General features: G+C 28.6%; 25 protein-coding genes. 7 read left to right on the top strand and 18 right to left on the bottom strand.

Translation table 11 applies throughout. The features are described 5' to 3' along the window. Window positions 1-20: 20 nt before the first annotated feature. From K337_RS0114560 to K337_RS0114545, 4 genes are all read right to left on the bottom strand, one after another. A complete protein-coding gene (locus K337_RS0114560) occupies window positions 21-338 on the bottom strand; it encodes a hypothetical protein (protein ID WP_028857244.1) in 318 nt (105 codons plus the stop codon). A gap of 52 nt (window positions 339-390) precedes the next feature. Beyond that, window positions 391-2,301: a type IV secretory system conjugative DNA transfer family protein gene (locus tag K337_RS0114555; RefSeq protein WP_028857243.1), complete on the bottom strand. Its 1,911-nt coding sequence runs from the start codon at window positions 2,299-2,301 to the stop codon at window positions 391-393. Window positions 2,302-2,315: 14 nt separating this feature from the next. Beyond that, window positions 2,316-2,636, bottom strand: coding sequence for a hypothetical protein (locus K337_RS0114550; protein WP_028857242.1), 321 nt, complete (start codon window positions 2,634-2,636; stop codon window positions 2,316-2,318). 197 nt (window positions 2,637-2,833) lie between these two features. Further along, entirely contained in the window at window positions 2,834-3,154 is a 321-nt protein-coding gene (locus tag K337_RS0114545) for a hypothetical protein (RefSeq protein ID WP_028857241.1), read from the bottom strand. A 61-nt stretch (window positions 3,155-3,215) separates the two neighbouring features. Here K337_RS0114545 and K337_RS0114540 point away from each other — a divergent pair, with 61 nt between their 5' ends. Then, window positions 3,216-3,710, top strand: coding sequence for a hypothetical protein (locus K337_RS0114540; RefSeq protein WP_028857240.1), 495 nt, complete (start codon window positions 3,216-3,218; stop codon window positions 3,708-3,710). A gap of 256 nt (window positions 3,711-3,966) precedes the next feature. On the opposite strand, the gene K337_RS19375 is transcribed toward K337_RS0114540, so the two are convergent. The 14 genes from K337_RS19375 to K337_RS0114465 all read right to left on the bottom strand — a co-directional run bounded on the left by K337_RS19375 (window position 3,967) and on the right by K337_RS0114465 (window position 10,938). Further along, window positions 3,967-5,049 carry a TraB/TrbI/VirB10 family type IV secretion system protein gene (locus K337_RS19375; protein ID WP_051251812.1) on the bottom strand — a complete coding sequence of 361 codons (1,083 nt, stop codon included), beginning with the start codon at window positions 5,047-5,049 and terminating at the stop codon, window positions 3,967-3,969. Between the two features lie 8 nt (window positions 5,050-5,057). Then, on the bottom strand, window positions 5,058-5,819 hold the full coding sequence (locus K337_RS0114525) for a TrbG/VirB9 family P-type conjugative transfer protein (protein WP_028857238.1): 762 nt from the start codon (window positions 5,817-5,819) through the stop codon (window positions 5,058-5,060). A 12-nt stretch (window positions 5,820-5,831) separates the two neighbouring features. Then, window positions 5,832-6,503 (bottom strand): VirB8 family type IV secretion system protein, encoded by a 672-nt coding sequence (locus K337_RS0114520; RefSeq protein ID WP_028857237.1) that lies wholly within the window; start codon window positions 6,501-6,503, stop codon window positions 5,832-5,834. A 21-nt stretch (window positions 6,504-6,524) separates the two neighbouring features. Beyond that, complete coding sequence (locus tag K337_RS0114515; RefSeq protein ID WP_051251811.1) at window positions 6,525-6,866, bottom strand: TrbC/VirB2 family type IV secretion system protein; 342 nt, start codon at window positions 6,864-6,866, stop codon at window positions 6,525-6,527. Window positions 6,867-7,057: 191 nt separating this feature from the next. Further along, window positions 7,058-7,255, bottom strand: a complete 198-nt coding sequence (locus K337_RS0114510; protein WP_028857235.1) for a hypothetical protein — start codon at window positions 7,253-7,255, stop codon at window positions 7,058-7,060. A gap of 11 nt (window positions 7,256-7,266) precedes the next feature. Then, the gene (locus tag K337_RS0114505; RefSeq protein ID WP_028857234.1) at window positions 7,267-7,938 is read right to left on the bottom strand and encodes a hypothetical protein; all 672 of its coding nucleotides are present in this window, start codon (window positions 7,936-7,938) and stop codon (window positions 7,267-7,269) included. Further along, complete coding sequence (locus K337_RS0114500; RefSeq protein WP_028857233.1) at window positions 7,938-8,651, bottom strand: ParA family protein; 714 nt, start codon at window positions 8,649-8,651, stop codon at window positions 7,938-7,940. The genes K337_RS0114505 and K337_RS0114500 overlap by 1 nt, the downstream gene beginning before the upstream one ends. Then, window positions 8,651-8,809: a hypothetical protein gene (locus K337_RS19995; RefSeq protein WP_156877399.1), complete on the bottom strand. Its 159-nt coding sequence runs from the start codon at window positions 8,807-8,809 to the stop codon at window positions 8,651-8,653. Before K337_RS19995 ends, K337_RS0114500 begins: the two co-directional genes overlap by 1 nt. A gap of 35 nt (window positions 8,810-8,844) precedes the next feature. Continuing rightward, window positions 8,845-9,030: a hypothetical protein gene (locus tag K337_RS0114490; protein ID WP_028857232.1), complete on the bottom strand. Its 186-nt coding sequence runs from the start codon at window positions 9,028-9,030 to the stop codon at window positions 8,845-8,847. 46 nt (window positions 9,031-9,076) lie between these two features. Further along, window positions 9,077-10,111, bottom strand: coding sequence for a replication initiator protein A (locus tag K337_RS0114485; RefSeq protein WP_028857231.1), 1,035 nt, complete (start codon window positions 10,109-10,111; stop codon window positions 9,077-9,079). A 17-nt stretch (window positions 10,112-10,128) separates the two neighbouring features. After that, entirely contained in the window at window positions 10,129-10,407 is a 279-nt protein-coding gene (locus tag K337_RS0114480; RefSeq protein ID WP_028857230.1) for a hypothetical protein, read from the bottom strand. A 9-nt stretch (window positions 10,408-10,416) separates the two neighbouring features. After that, window positions 10,417-10,572, bottom strand: coding sequence for a hypothetical protein (locus K337_RS19990; protein ID WP_156877398.1), 156 nt, complete (start codon window positions 10,570-10,572; stop codon window positions 10,417-10,419). A 13-nt stretch (window positions 10,573-10,585) separates the two neighbouring features. Then, window positions 10,586-10,726, bottom strand: a complete 141-nt coding sequence (locus K337_RS19985; protein ID WP_156877397.1) for a hypothetical protein — start codon at window positions 10,724-10,726, stop codon at window positions 10,586-10,588. Between the two features lie 32 nt (window positions 10,727-10,758). Continuing rightward, window positions 10,759-10,938, bottom strand: coding sequence for a hypothetical protein (locus K337_RS0114465; RefSeq protein WP_028857229.1), 180 nt, complete (start codon window positions 10,936-10,938; stop codon window positions 10,759-10,761). Between the two features lie 167 nt (window positions 10,939-11,105). On the opposite strand from K337_RS0114465, the gene K337_RS0114460 reads away from it, so the two are divergent. From K337_RS0114460 to K337_RS0114435, 6 genes are all read left to right on the top strand, one after another. Further along, complete coding sequence (locus K337_RS0114460; protein ID WP_028857228.1) at window positions 11,106-11,795, top strand: S24 family peptidase; 690 nt, start codon at window positions 11,106-11,108, stop codon at window positions 11,793-11,795. A gap of 103 nt (window positions 11,796-11,898) precedes the next feature. Beyond that, window positions 11,899-13,380, top strand: coding sequence for a protein kinase family protein (locus K337_RS19370; protein WP_051251810.1), 1,482 nt, complete (start codon window positions 11,899-11,901; stop codon window positions 13,378-13,380). Between the two features lie 142 nt (window positions 13,381-13,522). After that, the gene (locus K337_RS0114450) at window positions 13,523-13,948 is read left to right on the top strand and encodes a hypothetical protein (RefSeq protein WP_028857227.1); all 426 of its coding nucleotides are present in this window, start codon (window positions 13,523-13,525) and stop codon (window positions 13,946-13,948) included. Between the two features lie 83 nt (window positions 13,949-14,031). Further along, on the top strand, window positions 14,032-15,036 hold the full coding sequence (locus K337_RS0114445) for a nuclease-related domain-containing protein (protein WP_028857226.1): 1,005 nt from the start codon (window positions 14,032-14,034) through the stop codon (window positions 15,034-15,036). Window positions 15,037-15,390: 354 nt separating this feature from the next. Further along, window positions 15,391-16,584, top strand: a complete 1,194-nt coding sequence (locus K337_RS0114440) for a MerR family transcriptional regulator (protein ID WP_028857225.1) — start codon at window positions 15,391-15,393, stop codon at window positions 16,582-16,584. Window positions 16,585-16,692: 108 nt separating this feature from the next. Then, window positions 16,693-17,907 (top strand): MFS transporter, encoded by a 1,215-nt coding sequence (locus K337_RS0114435; RefSeq protein ID WP_028857224.1) that lies wholly within the window; start codon window positions 16,693-16,695, stop codon window positions 17,905-17,907. Window positions 17,908-18,701: the final 794 nt, after the last annotated feature.

The following is an 18,701-nucleotide window of genomic DNA, read 5'->3' as shown; positions in this document are numbered from 1 at the left end:
TACAAGAACACTCTAATACCCTATTTTTTCTTTTCTAGATTATTCACTAGATTTTTTAAAGTATTTATTTCAGAAGTATTATTGTTTTTAATAGCATTGAAAGCATAGAGGATACCTCCAAATATTATCTTTTTATTCTCCTTAGATTTTGAGAATGTTTTAAATATGTCAGTTTTCTTAACAAAATTTATCAATTCCTTTTCTTGCTTAATCTCTTCCTTTTTCAATATTTCTTTTTTTAATCTGATAATTTTCTTTTTCTCAATTAAGAGCTTTTGCTCTTTAACTTCTAATTTTTCTAGGGGAGTTAATTGTTTTTCCACAGTAGTTTCCTTCATATTTTTTCCTCCATTTCGGAAGTTCCGAAATTCATTTTTATTACTTATTTATTTAAATTTCTATGTCTTTTGGTTGTTCCGTTACCTCTTTTTCTTTTTCCTTAGCTATTTTATTTAAGGTTTTCTTATCTATCTTTTTTAAATACTTAGGATCTTTAAAATATCTAACTTTAGTTCCTTGAATAGGGTGTTCTCCTGTTACAAGAATTAAACTTTTATCCATACTATAGGTCCCGACTTCTCCTACAGTAAGTAAATTTCTAGATGCAATGTGTTCTGTATGGTTCCAATCAGAAAAATACTTTATTCCTTTAAAAGATTTAGTTTGGTATTCTATTGTTTTAGTTCCTAGTGCATTTGATATTATTTTTGGTGTCTCATAGTCCCCTTTACTTGGAGTAAAAAACATATTTATATGGCAGTTTGATAAAATACTGTTATTCTTTGTGTATAGCCTATTGATTTGATTGATATCTTGAGTAATGATTAATGCTTTCATTCCATATCCTGCAATATATGCTAATGCAGTCTCTACGATAGGAATCTTTCCTAAAGCTGGGAACTCATCTAGCAGCAGCAATAATCTATGTTTAAATCCCTTATTCTCCGTCCCACTTGAAAAATCCATTTCATCTGTCAGGCCATTTATTATTTGAGCTATCATTAATCTAAATACTGGTGCTGTTATCTTTATAGCCTTTGGTGGTGTTACTAAATATAGATTTAAAGGAACTTCATCGTTCATTAGATCTTTTATTGAAAAATCTGATGAAGAAGTGTTTTTATCTATTATTGGGTCTGCATATACTCCAAGCATAGAGATTAAAGAAGACATAATACTTTCTCTTTCTTTATCTGGCTTAGAGATTATATCTCCTGCTTCCCGTGAAGCTTTAGGATGAGTATGTTTCATTGCTACCTCTTGAATATCACCCTCTTCGTTTTCCATCTTAACTTTTGTTGTATCATTATATATTTTTTCAAAAAGTGTAGAATCATCTGTATGTTTTGTTTCAATTATCTCCTCCATCTTTTCTTCTAAATTTTTTGAAGGATCAGTTAGAAACTTAAGAACTTTACCTATTGTAGGTTCCTCTTCGATATATAGAATGTGCATCAATACTCCTGAAAATATTTTTCTGGCTGATATAGTCCAATGGTCTTCTTTTTCTGCTGAACAAACTATCTCGGCTATTACCATACTGTCTTGATATTCATAAACTGTTCCTTTTCTAATTTCTCTTAGAGGATTGTATCTACAACTATCATATGGATTAGTTGGATCAAACTTAAAACATTTATGACCTAATACCTTTTCTCTATATGCAGCAGTGAGCTGAAAGTTCTCTCCTTTGATGTCATTTACCACAGTTGAGTGCTTCCAGGTTAGAAGTGTAGGGATAATAACACCTACACCTTTCCCTGATCTTGTAGGAGCCATGAGAGTAATATGTGTAACACTGCTATCTAAGATCTCATTCTTTTTATCATCTAACCCTAAAACTACTCCATCCCTTTTTAACTCTTCATTCGGGAGAACTTTGCTGTATCTCTTCCACATTCCACTTTTTTTCAAACTGTTTCTTATCTTTTTAAAATTTGGATATAACTCAGCTTTTTTTAGATCTTCTTTTGTTCCCCACCTAGCAGTACCGTGTGAGTCTAATTGTTTTTTACTCTTATTTAAAAAGATTAGGATAATAAATCCAACTAAAACTGATAAAAATATAGAATTCATACTTTTATCAAAAGCTATGGGAGTATTTTTAAAGAATCCTTTTATCCCCCATATGAAAAAACTATAAAAAGGATAGATAGGAGTTGACTTTATAACTAATAAAGGATTACTTAAACTCCTATGATAATTGGTATACTTAGCATATGTTTGGCTTGCAAATTGTAAAGCAAAGATAAAAGTTATTAAGGTAACAGCTATTGATAATTTTTTTCTTTTTATTGCCAATTCACTACCTCCAACTACATTTTTTCTAACACTTCTATGATTTGTTGTTTAAAACTTGAGTTTTCTTCATACTTACCATCCTTTAGTTTTTGTAAAAAGCATGGATGATCGATTAAAAAAGAAAATGATTTTATTATGACTTCATTACTTTTTTCAACTTCAGCTGTATTTTTTAAGTTCTTTAATTTAAGTTCACACTCTTTAATTAATTCATCTGTTGTTTTTGTACGTCTTGCCGCAATTTGTTTTAAATTTATTACAAAAATATATATAGATAAAAGAAATAAAACTCCTGTAAACATTAAAAGAAAACTAATAAAATCTGGATTATTCATTTGATTTTGCCTCCTTTCCATTACTAAGATAAATACCTAAATAGAGGATGTTATGATGGATATACTTAATAATGATATTTTTATATGACAGTCTATGTTTATGATTTGGCTTTCAGATTGTAAATCAAAGATAAAAGTTATTAAGGCAGCAATATTGATAATTTCTTTCTTTTCATTGCCTATTCACTACCTCCAAACTAAATTTTTTCTAACACTTCTATGATTTGTTGTTTAAAACTTGAATTTTCTTCATACTTACCATCCTTTAGTTTTTGTAAAAAACGTGGATGATCGATTAAAAAAGAAAATGATTTTATTATGACTTCATTACTTTTTTCAACTTCAGCTGTATTTTTTAAGTCTTTTAATTTAAGTTCATACTCTTTAATTAATTCATCTGTTGTTTTTGTATGTCTTGCTGCAATTTGTTTTAAATTCATTACTAAGATAGGTAGAATTAAAAGAACTACAATTGCTGCAAATACAGGAATAAAAAAAGTTAAAATTATATTATTCATTTGATTTTGTCTCCTTTCCGTTATAGAATTTATTTACTATTAATATACCGAGGTGATTTAGTTGAACAATTATTCTTTTTTTGAACTTTTTATCGCATTTTTCATAATATCTGGTGGTTTTATAACCTTTTTTGAAATTTTTAAAAGAAGTACAAGCTTTTTATTTCCTAAACTTTTAAATATTTTTGAAAATTTAATATATACTTACCAACCCTTTATTCACTCTAGTTTAGGATTTATAGTTTATTATTTTAAACTTATCTTTCCATCAAGTTTTATAGATATTTTTATGGTGATTTTTATATTTTTACCATCTATATTTTTACCTACTGAAAAAGATAAAAAACTAGTTTTAACTAAGAGTTTAACGGGTTTATTTTTTTTGTTATTCTTAAAAATTTTACATACTAATATAGATATTAATACTCTTGATTTAACAGGTTATTTGAATTTCCCTTATTTTCTTTTAGTTTTTATTTCAACATATATATATGTTGAAATTTTTAAATCTTTGCTCTACCTTATAGACACTCTAGAGCTATTAAAGCGAAAATAGAGAGTATAGATAGTAATAGCAACATTCTTGAAAACTGCTGAGATTCAGTTGGCTTAATTTCTAAAATTGAAATAAGCCTTTTTTCATTAACTGGTAGTATATAATATAAGTATTTTTTTCTATTCTCTGGTTTCTCTAATAATTTAAAAACTAATTTAGAAAATAAGAGATACGTAAAATAGATAATACTAATACATAAAACTAGTTGAAACATCACCTTAAAATCCTTTACTCCATCATTCATTTCTCCACCTCACTATTTTTTATATTCTGAAAGAATAATATCTTTATTAACTAAGATATTGAACTTCATTCCATTTCGTATTTCTATTGTTGGATCTATTGAGAGGCTTCTCTCAATAATTTTATCTCCAACTTTGATTGTTTCAAGTGATGCTGCTTCACCTGCAATTGATGAATAGCTTCTATCTTCGTCATCATCACTATCATCATCTGTAATAATAGAAACTGTTGTAGCTAGTACACTTGAAAATATAATTCCTTGTAATAACTTCCCATAATGATTGTTTACTTTATCTTTTAACCCTTTTTCTCCTGAAGAAGTGATACCAGCCATTCCAAGTAAATTTATAGACTTTTGATTTGGAAAAATTATTCTATCCCAATTTACTCCTATCCTTTCTTGTCCAAAGTTAATGTCTGATAAATAATTTCCATAGAGTTTAGACCCTTTAGGTATTAGTAAATAGTTTCCTGTCTTTGAATCGTAAACATTTTCAGAAACCTGTGCTACTACATCTCCCGGAAGATCACTATTTATTTTAGAAATAGTCACTGATGGAATAATAGTTCCTTGTTTTATCTCTAACTCTTTTAACGGGAGTTCTTCTCTAGCTTTCAGATAATTTGTATTATAGAATCCCAGGTCAGTTTGATTAATTGATTCTGCTTCTTTTTTTTCTTTAATATTTTTCTTAGAATAATCTGCACTTGAATTTACAAATCCTATTTTACTTAACTTAGCTAACTCAATAGCTGCTAACCTCTTTTGTTCTTCTTGATCAGTATAATAAGATGGAACCTCTTGTTCGTAATCACTTTTATATCTATCTCCTGGAGTATATTCCGTAGGTTTTTCATAGCTATAACTTTCAGTTTCTTTTCCCTGATTCTCCCATTCTTTTTGTGCAGCATAGTCTCCAGGTAACCCTATATCTTCCTCTACTTTTTCAATTTCTTGAGGCTCAGCTACTTTTACCACTTTTTCTTTAGATGGTTTAAGGGCTAAAAGAAGGATAAATACAAGAATTACACCTAAAGCTGTTAGTACAACCATCTTTTTTGAAATGTGGACTCCTTTAATTTCTATCTTTTCCATATAGCCTCCTATTTTTTCTTAATCTTCACACTTTTTTTACCTAGTTTTAATATGAACTCTTTTCCTAAACGATCTACGATATAGTAGTTGTTTTTTACTCTGTAATTAACTAATTTTAGATCTTTACCATCTTTTAAAAATAAAGATGGTGCTTCTTGCATGATATCTTTCATAACAAAGAAAGTCTTATTCCCATCATCAAATACCTGGGTAGGTGCAATCTCTAATTTACGACTATATATTTTGTATCTAAAGTTAATACTTTCAGTGTTTACAGTTGTTAATTCATTTCGATCTTTTGCTGCCTGCTCTTGTTTTATTCTTTCTTTATTTTTCTTAAACTCCAGTTTTTGTTGTGGGTAATCAAATTCAACAACTGAGTTCCATTGATTAGTAGATGAATTTATTAAGAGGTTATATTCTCTTTTATCTGTTTGAATTGTTATATTAGTCTTTATATCTTTATAAAATGGTTTTATATATACTCTTGACCCATTAGGTGTTGAGACAGTCTCAAGTCCCCATCTAGAGGTATCTCCTGCTCCTATGAAGATAATCTCTTCATCTTTATTAAGATTGATAGCAGTCAAATATCCAAGTTTCCCATAGATGCTGTATGAATCGCTCTTGTTGTATACAAAAGTTGTTTTTATATTTGCCTTAGTTTCTTTTAAACCACTTTGTATCCTGCTTTTTTCCATTGTAAAATCTTCACTAAATGAAATAATACTGCTAATAGCAATGATTAAAATTAATAATTTTTTTCTCAAATTTAGTCCTCCTTAAAAATCTTGATTAATAGATAGATCTGTTATTGTTATCCCTAATGGATTAATAATTAGCTCTGCTTCTGTCTTAGCAGGAATAGACTTCAAACTAAAGATCCCTTCCTGGTTTATCCTTTTCGATATTCCGCCCTCTCTATAGCTCGTTTCTTCCCACCTAACTTTAAATGAATTAGTATTTGGAACTTTTACTATAGAACTAATTTGAATATTTCTACTTTCTTTCTCTTTAAATTTTTGGTTGATGTTATCTTCCATATATATTTTTCTTAATTTAGTTTTCGCTTCCAAACCTGTATACTTAAGAGCTTCTTTATATTCAGTTGAAAATAAGACAGGATCTAATGGTATTGATCTAACCTTAATCAGGAATTGTCTTAAATAGTGTTTATACTGGATATCAGAGATACTGTATCTGCTCTCAAGAGGTCTCACAATATTGGTGACTTCCCCGGTTTCTTTTATTTCAACTATATAAGGAACAAATGAAGCTTTTGTTGATATACGAAGTGTCACAAATAAGCTAATACTAAACATTATTAACATACTTAAAAATGCTAACTGCCAATTTTTTACTGTTTTTGCTAATTTCATATATCTATCATTCCAAGGACTACATGGAGAAAGCTCTACCTTATCCTTAGTTTTTTTTATATTTGTTTTCCACATAATAACTCTCTACCTCCCTATTTAAAATCCTACTCCACCTGAGAATTCAAAGAATGAAGGAACCCAATTTGCTGCTGCAAACACTATGGAAATACCAAATACTATGTTTACTGATTTTTTCATTGCACCACCCATTTCTCCAAATGCCATAGCAAGACCACAAGAAGCAACTGAAATAATTGCAAGTGATTTAGCTACAGGACCTGTAATAGATTCCATAATCTTATCTAGCTTACCTTCAAATGGCAGTCCTACTCCTGAAGCAAGACTTGCTTGGTTTAATACAATAAACAAGATTATTATAGTTAAAAATCCAATGTTCTCTTTGATAAATTCAATTGCTTTAATTTCCTTATTTTTCATGATTACCTCCTAAAAAAAACGATAAAAAAAGCCTGCTAAAATAAAGCAACGTTTAATTGCTTTTTCTAACAGACTTTGAGTCATTATGCCCACTATCTATTGTTATTTAAAAATTAATCTTCCCTTTATAAACAAACCTTTAGGTTAATCCCTACTAATTTATTTATATTTAATTTTTAAGTTATTGATTATTAGTTATTAAGTGCTTTATTTTTTAAAATTTGCTCAAGATCACTAACATTAAATTTAAAGTCATATGTTATCTTTAAGCTGCATACTGAACCTTTTAAATCTAAGTTCATTCCCTTATAATTACTATTTAACTTAATTTCATTCTTTTGGATCTTTGATAATAATTCTCCTAGATCTTCTTGGTTTCTATTAGTCATAGTTCTCCCCCCTATAGTAATGTTAAATTATTTTTCTTATCCAACTCATCTTCTTTATTTTTAACTATTTGATTTATCTCTTTTAGATACTTTTCAATGGCACCTATCTCGCTTTTTATATCTTTTAGTTCTTCTGAGTTTTTAACCTTTGTCAGGTTAGTTTTCATCTTTTCAAACTTTTTTAAATTTACATGTGTTTTTGGTTTATCATTAAATTCAATGATACCCTGATCTTTTTTAGATCTCAGTAGTTGTTTAATAGTTTCAGCTTTAGTAATGTTTTCTTTAATGATATTTTCCCTGGTGCTGTAAGTTACATCTTTATGGGTTAAGAGTTTTACCGACTGATTAGAAAGAGAAGAAATAAGATCTTTTTTTTCTTTAAACTCATTAAATAAAATAAACCTCTTGTTAAATTCTGAGATATTATCTTTATTTAACCCATTAGCTTGATACCACTTCATAAAATCACCGGAATTCTTAAATTTTAAAGATACCTGGTTAAGCATTGTACAAATATCATATAGAGAATTACTTATAGTCATAAAACTTTTTCTTAATTTCTGCTCACTACTTTTTATAAACTCAATATCCTTTTCTTCAATTTCGTAACTTCCGAAATCAAAATTAGAAACATAGATATCTTTTTTTATTACTTCCTGCAACTCCCCAAAGATATCCACTACATCACCCCCTTTACGATCTTTACGAAGGTAGATTGTATAGTTTTGTATTGAATACTTTTAGTTTCCAGGATTGTTTTCCCTTTCTCTGTTAATTTCATGATCTTTGAAGATTGAAAGATCGGGTCTAGAACTTGGATTCCTCCTCTATCTAAATTATCTTTAAGCCTTCTTAGGTGGTCCTGTTCCATCTTACTTCTGCCAACTCTATTAGGAACTACCATAGCTACCTTTTCAATACCAATCTCTTTAATTAGATTGATCATCCCTTTAGTAGTCACATTATCTAAAAATGTAGGAATAACCACTTTATCACTGACATTTAAAAATATGTCATCTAGTTTCAGTACCGGCGACCCGTCGATTAAGATATAGTCGTATTGCTTTTTGAAAATCTCAATTAATTTTAAAAATTTATCTTCAAATGTAGATTTAATCCTTGTAGTAGTCAGTGGGATATACAACAAGCCTTCTCGCAGCCTCATAAGCTCTCCAGAGCCATTCTCAATGTATCCCTCTAATCCTTTTCCATACCCTGTATCAACGCCTGCCAGCTGCAAGATATTGTTTTGAGAGTCCGATGTAAGAATTAATACTTTATTTTTCTTCCCATTAGGTTTTTCAAGGGAAGATAATATATGTCCAGTCCAAAATGTTAGTAATGATTTTCCTACTCCCCCTTTATTATTTTTAAATAAAATTACTTTTCCCATTAGACAATCACCTTCCCACGTTTTCTTTTAATCTCTGATTTGATCTGCTTTACCTGCCTGTTGGTCAACTCATATTCACTTTTTAATATAAAGATCAGGTCAACTAAACTCATGGCTATAATTTCTTTATGACTAGGTCTTTCTTTAGGTTTTTTCATACACTCCCTCCAATTATTTATAAATTTTAAAAAAATTAATTGAATAAAAAGAAATAAATAGATAATAAGATCCAGAGTAATACAAAGCTTTTTATATAAAATTCATATGGACCTAAATCTATTTTTTCTTCTATAAAAGAAAAGATAGATTCTAATACTATCAACACTACCATCACTATTAGCACGAATAGCAATAATGTAAAATATTCTTCTATATTCATCACTATCACTCCTATTGCTTATTTCTAGGCATTTCTTTTACTTTTTTTATATGCTTCCCTCTTGAGTTTTTAATTTATTATATTTTTTACATAGCTGGTTACCGAGATCATCATCTACACCCTGACACTCATACCCAATATCTTTTAAAATTTTATTTCTCATAGATCTGATTTGATACTCTCCCAATTTTTCAACCATAAACTTTATCTTTTCTTTCCTTGGAACTTTTTTTATATCTATTGGATCAACAACCAAATGATCTTTATCTTTCAAGATAGCTACTAAAATTTTAGAATTCAAAGATTTATTTTTTAATTTCATAAACTTAATTACCTTTTTAACTTCTTCTGTAGATCCCTTTGAATAATTTTTTATATTTTTCAGAGTTTGGGAGTTATAGTTCTTAAATCCATTTTTAACTATCAGCTCTTTTATGTTTTTTAAAATAATTTCATCAGAAGCAGCAGCAGGATCTTTTTTCTCTGCTACTACTCTTTTATGATCTCTAATAAGCATATCTTTATTAGAGTCGACATCTTCGACTAGGTTGGAGTCGACATCCTCGACTAGTTCATCCGAAAGTTTCGACTGGTCGACATCTTCGACTTCAAGGATTTTAGCAGCTTTAATTTGGTCTTCAATTTCCATAAAAATATCATCTTTAGGTTTATCTTTTACCTTTCCTAAATAGAAAATATCGCTTTCATATTTTGTTTTTATAATCTTTAAAAGTTTTACATCTTCAAGTTGTTTTTTACTTTTAACGATTGTATCTCTAGATTTATTTAAGATCTTAGATAAAGTTGTTACTGATAGTTTTATATAGACTCTCTTATCTTCATCAAACCATCCATTTTGAAGGGAGAAGTTCAGGTATCTACACATGATCCCATACATAAGTTTTGATGTATCGGAAATAAGCTCTTCAGTTGTGATAACCTCTTTAGGAACCATTACTTCCCTTTCTTTTATCTTTTTGATTTTTTTTACTTTCTTTTGATAGTGCTGATTGTTAAATAACTTTTCAGGGATTGGATAAAAGCCTTGGTTACTAATATCGCTAATTGTAAAGTATTCCATCAGAGTCCTCCTCTTTTTCAATTTAAATTCTCTTTAATAAATTTTTTCTCAATATTACAGTTTTCTATTCTTAACTTTTCCCTGCAACTAACAGCATATTTTAAGAGCCACAGAATTAACTTCTTATTTAGAGCATCATATTGGATCTCTAAATCATCTATCTCTTTTCTCTTTTTTAAGTATGTATAATTAAATTTGTTTATTTTTTTATCTAATTCTTTTAGAGCTTCTTTCATAGATAAAAGATCGGTTAATTCCAAGAGGCTAGATCTAGTCTTAGTAAATGATTTTTGCATATCTTCATTTCATTTGTTAAGGTTAAAACTCTTTACCCTTCTTTCATGGTCTAAATCACTTATTATCTGAGCTTGTCTCAGATGTTCTTCAAAAGTTGCTACCCGTACCTGCATATTCATACTTCTTTCTAGTTCTAAAGATAAAGCTGAGTCTGGTCTAGCCATGGTTATCCCTCCTTTAAAATAATTTATATTGCTTTTCTCCATTAGGAGTAACATCATATGAAATCTTTTTTACTGTTTTTATAAATTCATTCTTTTTTATCTTATCTTTATTCTTAAATACACTTTTTATAACCTTAGCATTTGAAATTTCCATAATTCCCCCCTTTTATTATCAAATAAATTACACTATTTAAAAAAACCATCTTCTAATTCAAGAATTTTTTCAGTTTTTCGCACTATAACTTCATTTTCTTTATTTAAATGAAAATAGTAATTATGCCTAGTAATTCCTATTTCTCTAGCTAAATCGGCCATTGTAACCCCTTTTTTTAAACATTCAATCTTAACTTTATCTTTTAATTTCATATACTCATCCCCTTTTCGTTAAGTAGTCCACAAACTAATCAGTTTTATAACTAACCACTTTATATGTTGAGTATATATCAAAACAATCAACTTGTAAAGTAGTTTTTTTTTTATTAATCAACAAGTTGATTAAAATAGTGTAATATTTTAATATTAAGGAGGTTTTTATGTCAAAAAATACAACAGAAGTCCCAGAAAAATTAAGAATCAAATTAGCTAAATATTTAAATGAATTAAAAGAAAAAAGACAATTAGGATTTAATCAACTTTCAATAAAATCCGAAGTAAATCCTGGAGTTTTGACTAAAATCTTAAGCGGTAGTAACAAAAGAGTTAATCCATATCAATTAAAAAAATTAGCTTATGCTTTAAGAGTTGACTATAAAGAATTATATAAAATAGTAGGTTACTTAGAAGAAGAAGACTACAAAAATGAAGAAAAGATCAAATCGAATTTAGGTCCCATAGAAATGGAAGAAATGATAAATGTCCCAGTTTATGATTCTGTCTCAGCAGGATGTCAAGCAGGCCTTGAAGCTGAACCTACTCCTGTAGAATATGTTCCTCTACCTAAGAGAATGGCTGAAGGCTGTGTAATAATAAATGTTCATGGGGATAGTATGGAACCGACATTAAAAGATGGAAGCAGCATATTGGTAAAATTAAATGAAGAAGTAAACCATAATGAAATTGGGGTATTCATTTATGATGATGAACCTCTTGTTAAAAGGTATAAGTGTTTTGATGGGAAACGTTTCTTATATTCAGATAACCCTGATTATCCACCAAGAGAAGTAAGGGAAGAAGATTCTTTTAGTCTTTGTGGAAAGGTTCTTTGGATAATGGCAAAGCAATAAAGTAAGAAGGCTATCAGTGCTTTATAAAGGTGATTTAACAGTAAACTGTGGAGTTTATTTGATGAAAGAAAATCTAATTTTAGACTGAATAAAAGGAGAATAGATGAAAATTGCAAAGGAGATACCTGGAATATATGATGAATTAGTCTCAAATATTGAAAGGGTAGAATATTTTAAAAACTTACTCATAGCGAAAGCAACCAATGGTGATTATAGCTCTGAAGACTATATCAAATTGAGGAATAATTTTATTAAGTTTAAAGAGTTACCATCATATATAAAAACTAATCATTCTCTAGATAGCTTTTGGGGATATATTAAGAATATTAGTGGATATGCAGACAGGAGAAAGGCTATATTTGAGTCATTCGAGAAATTAAAAAAAGAATGTGAAGAAGCTAGTCAACCTTCAAGAGAAGAAGGCCAACTTTTAACTGGAGGAGAAACAAGTTATTTGCAAAGGATTATACTTAAGTTGAAAAAAGAAGAAAGTTACTCAACTAGTTATATTAGTTTATACAATAGCTTTCCTCAAGAGTTTTCAGAGATTCTGAGCTCGTTTCACTTTAAAATAAATAAAATTTTTAATTATATGAATGGGCAATTACATTATAGATATTTTCATGCAGGCGACTCTAAGGAGGCGTTATTATGTTTTGAGGATTTAAATATTGTCTTCGATAATGTAGAGAGCTATTCTGTAGAGTTAATTGAAGCTTATAAAAACATAATATCTACACTTCAAACTTTTCTTCAGGCTTCAGGAGGAACCAATGTTCCAGAGGATTTTAAAAGAATAAAAACAATAGAAACTAAATCTATTTTTATTTCTGAAGATACAATGAGGTCAAACAATGACCATTCAATTCATTTACAACCTATAGGCCAAGGATCTTATGCGAAGGTTTTTAAATATAAAGATTCGCAATATGATGAAGAATTTGTATTAAAGCGAGCAATTCAAAAATTAACCGAGAAAGAACTCGAAAGATTCGCTAGAGAATTTAAGACAATGAAGTCTTTAAATCACCCCAACATAGTAAAGGTTTATTCTTTTGATGATAAAAAATATGAATATAAAATGGAGCTTTGTGATATTACTTTAGAAGATTTTTTAAAAAGTCAAGAAAGCTCAAATTTATGTATTAGGCTTGAAATAATAGTTCAATTGTTAAAAGTATTTGATTACCTTTCGCATAAGAATATTCTTCATAGAGATATAAGTCCTAGAAACATTTTGTTAAATAAATATCATAATACTATTTTAATAAAAGTTAGTGACTTTGGGTTAGTTAAAATTCCCGAAAGTTTCCTAACTGATAAAGATAGTGAACTAAGGGGTTCACTAAATGATACAAACGATTTAGATTTAAAAGGATTTGACAGTTATGAAATTAGACATGAAACATATGCGTTAAGTAAATTAATTAGTATGATTGCTGCTAGAAAATTGAGTTTTAAAAAAATCAAAGATAAAAAAATATTGAAATTTTTAAATAAAGGTGTTAGTGAAATCGATAAAAGATATCAAAATTTCGATGAATTAAAAACTGGAACTGATTGGTTAATAGGTCAATTAAAGTAAAAAGAGTAAAACCTACTCGAATAATGTTTAAATTAGAGGTAATAAATAAAGGGGGAAAAATCACGTGGGAGCAGTTATTTTGGTTTCAGACGTTGTTTGGGTGAAGGATAGCAATTTAATCTATTAATCTTTGGAGGTCTAAATGAAATTTAATAATATAACATTGATGGTTCGTTCAGATGAACGTGAAGGTGGTCTTCAAGGAATTACTTTATTAAAAATAAAAAAAGGGGAAGATAAATTAAAATTATTAGTTAATCAAGAACTTGATATGTATTCTATATTTCCATATTTTGAAGATAAAGAGGTTAAGCTGACTATTTCAATGGGAAAGTTATTAGAAAATGGAAATATAGAGTGGTCTAGCGCCCTCAGACTTGCAATTTCAATTCCTTTTAAACAATTAAAATTAATTTTAGGGGAATACCATTATATTTCTACAGGGTTAATAAATAAAATAAAAATTGAGTACCAAGGTGAAGGCGAATATGTCCTTCGTGGTGATTATGAAATAGACGATACTAAAAGAACTACATGGGATTATTTTAAGATTGTAGAAGAGGAGTAAAAAATGAAAAAAAGTAATTAAGACCTATTTGAGCAGAATGGTAAAAATTTATTTATTATTTTTTAATCTAAGGGGGGCTTGTAATGGAGAGGGTTGTTATTTGGTTGAAGAGTATTTATTTTTTATATTTTTTAATTATTTTACTGTTATTAATTGCTTATAAACTATACATAGATAATAAATCCCAAAAAAGTAATTTTAACGAAAAAATTGGCACTCTTGAAAATGATTATGATACCAAGGTTACTTCTCTTAAAGAAAATCATAGTAATGAAATCTCTAAATTAGAATCGCAACATAAAACAAAAAAAGATCAACTAATAAGTAAACACCGTGAATATACACAAAAAGTCGAAGAAATTACAAGTAATGACGGAGAAGCATTTGTTAAAAGTATTGTAGATTCATGCGTAAATACATATAGGGGTAGTAGCTATCCACAAGTTCTTCATAATGTTATTTTTAGAAAGCATGACTCAGAAAATCATGAACAAATAAAAGATAAATTTAAGCAAATAGACCACCTTATTATTTCTATATATGGACTTTTAGCAATTGAGACAAAATTTTACTCTGGCAATTCTTATATCGGAATTGGACATAAAGAGTGCTTTTATACAGATAGGTTTAAGACATTTCTACCAAATCTTTTAAAGAGTGAAATATATAGTACTCGACATTCTTCTATAGTGACCGTTCGAGAATATGAAAAGAAAAAGAAAAGTGGCTATGTTGATACCCACTATGAAATCAGAAAATCGACTCCATTAACTCAAGTTGGCACTGCTGTAAAAGGGCTTTATAAAATCTTAGATATAGACGACGAAATTAAATCGTATAAAGTTGCAATATTAGTGCCTAGCGAATTAAATTATATTTCTGAGGGAAATGGAAAGAGGACTTCTTTAACCGATTGTAGGACGCTCCTTAAGGATAAAGATAAAAATAAGGAAAAAGAATATATTTATGCTTTAAATAAGAGCGAATTAATAAACCACATAAAAGAGTTTTTGACTGGTCAATTAGGCGATCCTCAATTTAGTAAAGAGGAAGTTCAAGCATATGTTAATAAGTTGAGGAGTATATAAATTAGAAGGTGAAGTTGTAAAAGTTATTACTGAAGTTGGATACGGGTTTGATAAGCGTCACTTCCACCAACAAATCCACAACTGCAAATATTGCAGTTTTGATATAGTAAGAGGGCTAAGGATAAACTTTAGCTCTTTTTTTATTAATTAATGGAACAGAGTTGAATATTTGCACTGAAGTTGGACGATTGCTTTCAGTCATTTCTAAATTCAAAATTTTAGAATTGATTCAATGAAGAATAAAAAAAACATTTATAATTATAAGGTGATATCACGTTGCTTTTCTATCAAGAGATAGCGTAAAAGTAGATTTAAAAGTATAATATGTAGAAGATAGAGGAATAGGAGGAGAATATGAGGATAGGGGCGTTTTCTGATAAATATGGAGTAGGAAAGGATACAATAAGATTTTATATGAAACTAGAACTATTGAATCCTGAAAAAAAGGGGGGGCAATATATATTTTGTGAAAGGGATGAAGAAACTCTTAAGGAAATATTGAAATTAAAAAAACTAGAATTTACCTTGAAGGAAATAAGTGTAATAGCCCTTCATAGAACCTTGGGGAAACTCACATCTTGTTGTGACAGGGAACCCTTTATAAAAAAGTTAGATGAAATAAAAGAAAAAATAGAAGGGTTAAGAGAAATATCTAAAGAACTAGAGGAAGAATTAGAAAAAAAGAAAGATATCAGATTGGGGAAAGAATCTGGTATAAATATACTTTATTTAGGAATGATAAAATGTATAAATTGTGGTAAAAACTTAGAAATATTAAGTGGGAGAGTAGAAGAAAATCAGATAATAGATGGAGAGTTAAGGTGCAGTTGTGGGAAAGGATATAAGATAAGTAGGGGGATACTAGTAATAAATAAACAATCAAGTAGTGAAGAAATGACTGAAGAAGTGATGGGGGAGTATTTAAAGGAGACAAATGAAGAGTTTAAGAAAAGTCTATATCAACAGTTGGATTGCCTAGTGAAGAAATATAAAAAAATAGATAAGAAAAATAAAATAATATTAGATTTAGGAAGTGGATTTGGATTTTTCTTTAGAGAAATAGTTGATAAGCTAAAGAGCGAAGATGTTTATATAGCAATAGATCATAAAATAGATAGATTGAGATTTTTGAAAAATATAATGGATAAAAAAGAAAAAAAGAATATAATTTATATTTGTAGCGACTTTACAGAGATACCTCTAGCAGAAGAAACTGTGGATGTAGTGGTAGATGCATGGGGAAGTAGTGGATACAGGATTGGAGGAAATAATGACCTTTTGAAGAAAATTAACAATCTTATAAAAAAGGATGCAGAGCTCTTGGGCGCTTATATGGTAACAGATAAAGCAGGGGAAGGAACTGGTCTTTCACAAGAAATAGTAAAAAATTTAAATATAGAGGCTAGTAGAAGTGAACTTTTAAGTTTAGATTATAAATTAGAAGAAAATTATTTTGAACCTAGAGTTGTCGATAGTAAGCATGAAAATTTTATTAATAAAGGGAGTAAAATAGCTGGTTATGTAGTGTATGGAAAAAGGTGGAGTTAGCTCCACCTTTTTTTTGAAAACTTAAATATTATAGTTGTAAAAGGTTATTGAAGTGGAGTGAGGTCTATCCTATATACTTATAGCAAGAAAATAAGGAGGACGATATAGGTGAAAGATTTAATAATGAAGTGGGAGCAAAGAAGTAAAGGGAAAAGAAATATATTTGTATATTCTTTAGGGACGGGAATATCCGCATTTGGGTCATCTATCTATGTGTTTGCGATGAGTTTGTATATACTTAAAACCTATGATTCAAGTGGAAGTTATGCTATAAATCTAGTAATGGGGAGTATTCCATTAATAATATTTTCTCCTATTGCAGGAATACTATGTGATAAATTTTCCAAGAAAAAAATAATAATAGTAATGGATGTAATGAATGGCATAATATTTTTATCTCTTTATTTATTAAAAATGAAGGGAATATTGGGATTGCATCTAATATATGTAACAACATTAATTAGCTCTGTATTTATGGTGATATTCTTTGTAGCAACAGAGGCACTAAAACCAGAGTTAGTAGAGGAGAGAAATCTTGTAAATATAAACTCTATAGGTAGGATAATAAACTCTACCTCGATGATAATGGGTCCTGTGTTGGGTGGAGTAGTTTATTCCTTTATGGAGATAGAGATTTTTATGTTGATAAACGGGATTAGTTTTCTAACTTCGGCTGTCTTAGAGATGATATTAGAAGTTAGAAATAAAAATATGAGAAAAGAGAATAATAAGGTTTCTTATAAACAGGTTTTTAATTATATTGTTAAAAATCCAGAATACCTAGTAATAATAAAAACAGCAATGGTACTAAATTTTGCAATGGGAGCGTCTCTACAAGTAGCCTTACCTGTACTTTTGATGAAGGTTTTAGAGGTTTCATCTAAAAGTTATGGGATAATACAAGGATTTTTTTCTTTAGGAATAATATTTGGAGCTATGGTTATAATGAAATATAAAGAGAGATTGAATATAGAAAGTAAAATAATAACTATATGTTCTTTGATAGGAATAGTAATAATGTTTTTAACTATACCTCTTCCTAAAGTTGGAGATGTTGGATATATAATGTTTTATGGAGTGGTTTTGATTATAATTGGAATTCTTGTGAGTATGTATGATATTTCTTTAATGTGTAAGTTACAAAGAGAGAAAGAGGAAAGGTACCGAAGCAAAATAATGGCAGTTATGCTTCCACTTTTTAAGGTGTTTTTATTGTTAGGTTTACTAATAGGAGGATATCTTGTAGAAAATATATCAGTAATTTGGACATTTTTTGTAGGAGGTATTCTAGTAACTTTAGGAGGATATTTCTCTAAAAAATAGTAGAATAATAAAAGGGTGATCTTAAATACTTAAGTTTACTGCATTATATAAATAGTAAAGTTTAGAGGTAATAAAAAATGAAGGCGTTAGGAACTAAAATTCCACCGTATCTCACATTTTGAAACAGCTTACTTGTACCAAAACCCAGAGAATTTTTAGACATGACTAAAGAAATAAAGGAAGCTAGTTAATTTTACACCAAATATCATGATAATAATAAAAGAAGAAATAATGTAAGTTTTTTTTAAAATTTTTCATAAAACAAAAAATCCAATGTCAAGTAAGAAATTTTTCCTGTTTTTTTATCTTTTTCTAGTCCTTATTTATCAATCTTAAACCTAAATATATAAATTTTATATACCCTCTATCTCGTAAAATGAATTAGACAGTTTACACTACATATGGTAGTATTTTTTTGTAGCCAACTAAATATAGTGGAGTGGTGTTTAATGAGGAGGCTATATGTTTTATTAAATGTCATATAATCATTTTATAATTTTGACAAAAGGAGAAAATATGGGAAAGTTTATCTCAATTAACTAAAACTCAAGTACTTTTTGGTAACCTTCAATCAGATAGAATAATACACTCTTCTGATTGGAAAGAGAAAATAAATGGAGTTTTATCTAAAAATGAAAAGTAAAAACAAAACAAAAGACAATAGAAACTGTTGTTTTGTAAAAAAAATTGAAAATAAAAAACGATATTATAAAAATAAAGCTAAATTAATTGTAAAAAACTAAAAAAAGAGTTAAGATACCCATAATTAAGCAAGTATGTTCAAGGTTTTATCT

The sequence above is a fragment of the Psychrilyobacter atlanticus DSM 19335 genome, assembly GCF_000426625.1.
GTDB classification, from domain to species: Bacteria; Fusobacteriota; Fusobacteriia; order Fusobacteriales; family Fusobacteriaceae; genus Psychrilyobacter; species Psychrilyobacter atlanticus.
This window is presented reverse-complemented; position numbering and strand designations above follow the sequence as displayed.

Bases quoted from the DNA above. Each gene is read 5' to 3' on its own strand.
- K337_RS0114560 (WP_028857244.1), bottom strand. From the start codon at position 338: ATGAAGGAAACTACTGTGGAAAAACAATTAACTCCCCTAGAAAAATTA.
- K337_RS0114550 (WP_028857242.1), bottom strand. From the start codon at position 2,636: ATGAATAATCCAGATTTTATTAGTTTTCTTTTAATGTTTACAGGAGTT.
- K337_RS0114545 (WP_028857241.1), bottom strand. From the start codon at position 3,154: ATGAATAATATAATTTTAACTTTTTTTATTCCTGTATTTGCAGCAATT.
- K337_RS19375 (WP_051251812.1), bottom strand. From the start codon at position 5,049: ATGGAAAAGATAGAAATTAAAGGAGTCCACATTTCAAAAAAGATGGTT.
- K337_RS0114520 (WP_028857237.1), bottom strand. From the start codon at position 6,503: ATGTGGAAAACAAATATAAAAAAAACTAAGGATAAGGTAGAGCTTTCT.
- K337_RS0114515 (WP_051251811.1), bottom strand. From the start codon at position 6,866: ATGAAAAATAAGGAAATTAAAGCAATTGAATTTATCAAAGAGAACATT.
- K337_RS0114510 (WP_028857235.1), bottom strand. From the start codon at position 7,255: ATGACTAATAGAAACCAAGAAGATCTAGGAGAATTATTATCAAAGATC.
- K337_RS0114500 (WP_028857233.1), bottom strand. From the start codon at position 8,651: ATGGGAAAAGTAATTTTATTTAAAAATAATAAAGGGGGAGTAGGAAAA.
- K337_RS19995 (WP_156877399.1), bottom strand. From the start codon at position 8,809: ATGAAAAAACCTAAAGAAAGACCTAGTCATAAAGAAATTATAGCCATG.
- K337_RS0114490 (WP_028857232.1), bottom strand. From the start codon at position 9,030: ATGAATATAGAAGAATATTTTACATTATTGCTATTCGTGCTAATAGTG.
- K337_RS0114485 (WP_028857231.1), bottom strand. From the start codon at position 10,111: ATGGAATACTTTACAATTAGCGATATTAGTAACCAAGGCTTTTATCCA.
- K337_RS0114480 (WP_028857230.1), bottom strand. From the start codon at position 10,407: ATGCAAAAATCATTTACTAAGACTAGATCTAGCCTCTTGGAATTAACC.
- K337_RS19990 (WP_156877398.1), bottom strand. From the start codon at position 10,572: ATGGCTAGACCAGACTCAGCTTTATCTTTAGAACTAGAAAGAAGTATG.
- K337_RS19985 (WP_156877397.1), bottom strand. From the start codon at position 10,726: ATGGAAATTTCAAATGCTAAGGTTATAAAAAGTGTATTTAAGAATAAA.
- K337_RS0114465 (WP_028857229.1), bottom strand. From the start codon at position 10,938: ATGAAATTAAAAGATAAAGTTAAGATTGAATGTTTAAAAAAAGGGGTT.
- K337_RS0114460 (WP_028857228.1), top strand. From the start codon at position 11,106: ATGTCAAAAAATACAACAGAAGTCCCAGAAAAATTAAGAATCAAATTA.
- K337_RS19370 (WP_051251810.1), top strand. From the start codon at position 11,899: ATGAAAATTGCAAAGGAGATACCTGGAATATATGATGAATTAGTCTCA.
- K337_RS0114450 (WP_028857227.1), top strand. From the start codon at position 13,523: ATGAAATTTAATAATATAACATTGATGGTTCGTTCAGATGAACGTGAA.
- K337_RS0114445 (WP_028857226.1), top strand. From the start codon at position 14,032: ATGGAGAGGGTTGTTATTTGGTTGAAGAGTATTTATTTTTTATATTTT.
- K337_RS0114440 (WP_028857225.1), top strand. From the start codon at position 15,391: ATGAGGATAGGGGCGTTTTCTGATAAATATGGAGTAGGAAAGGATACA.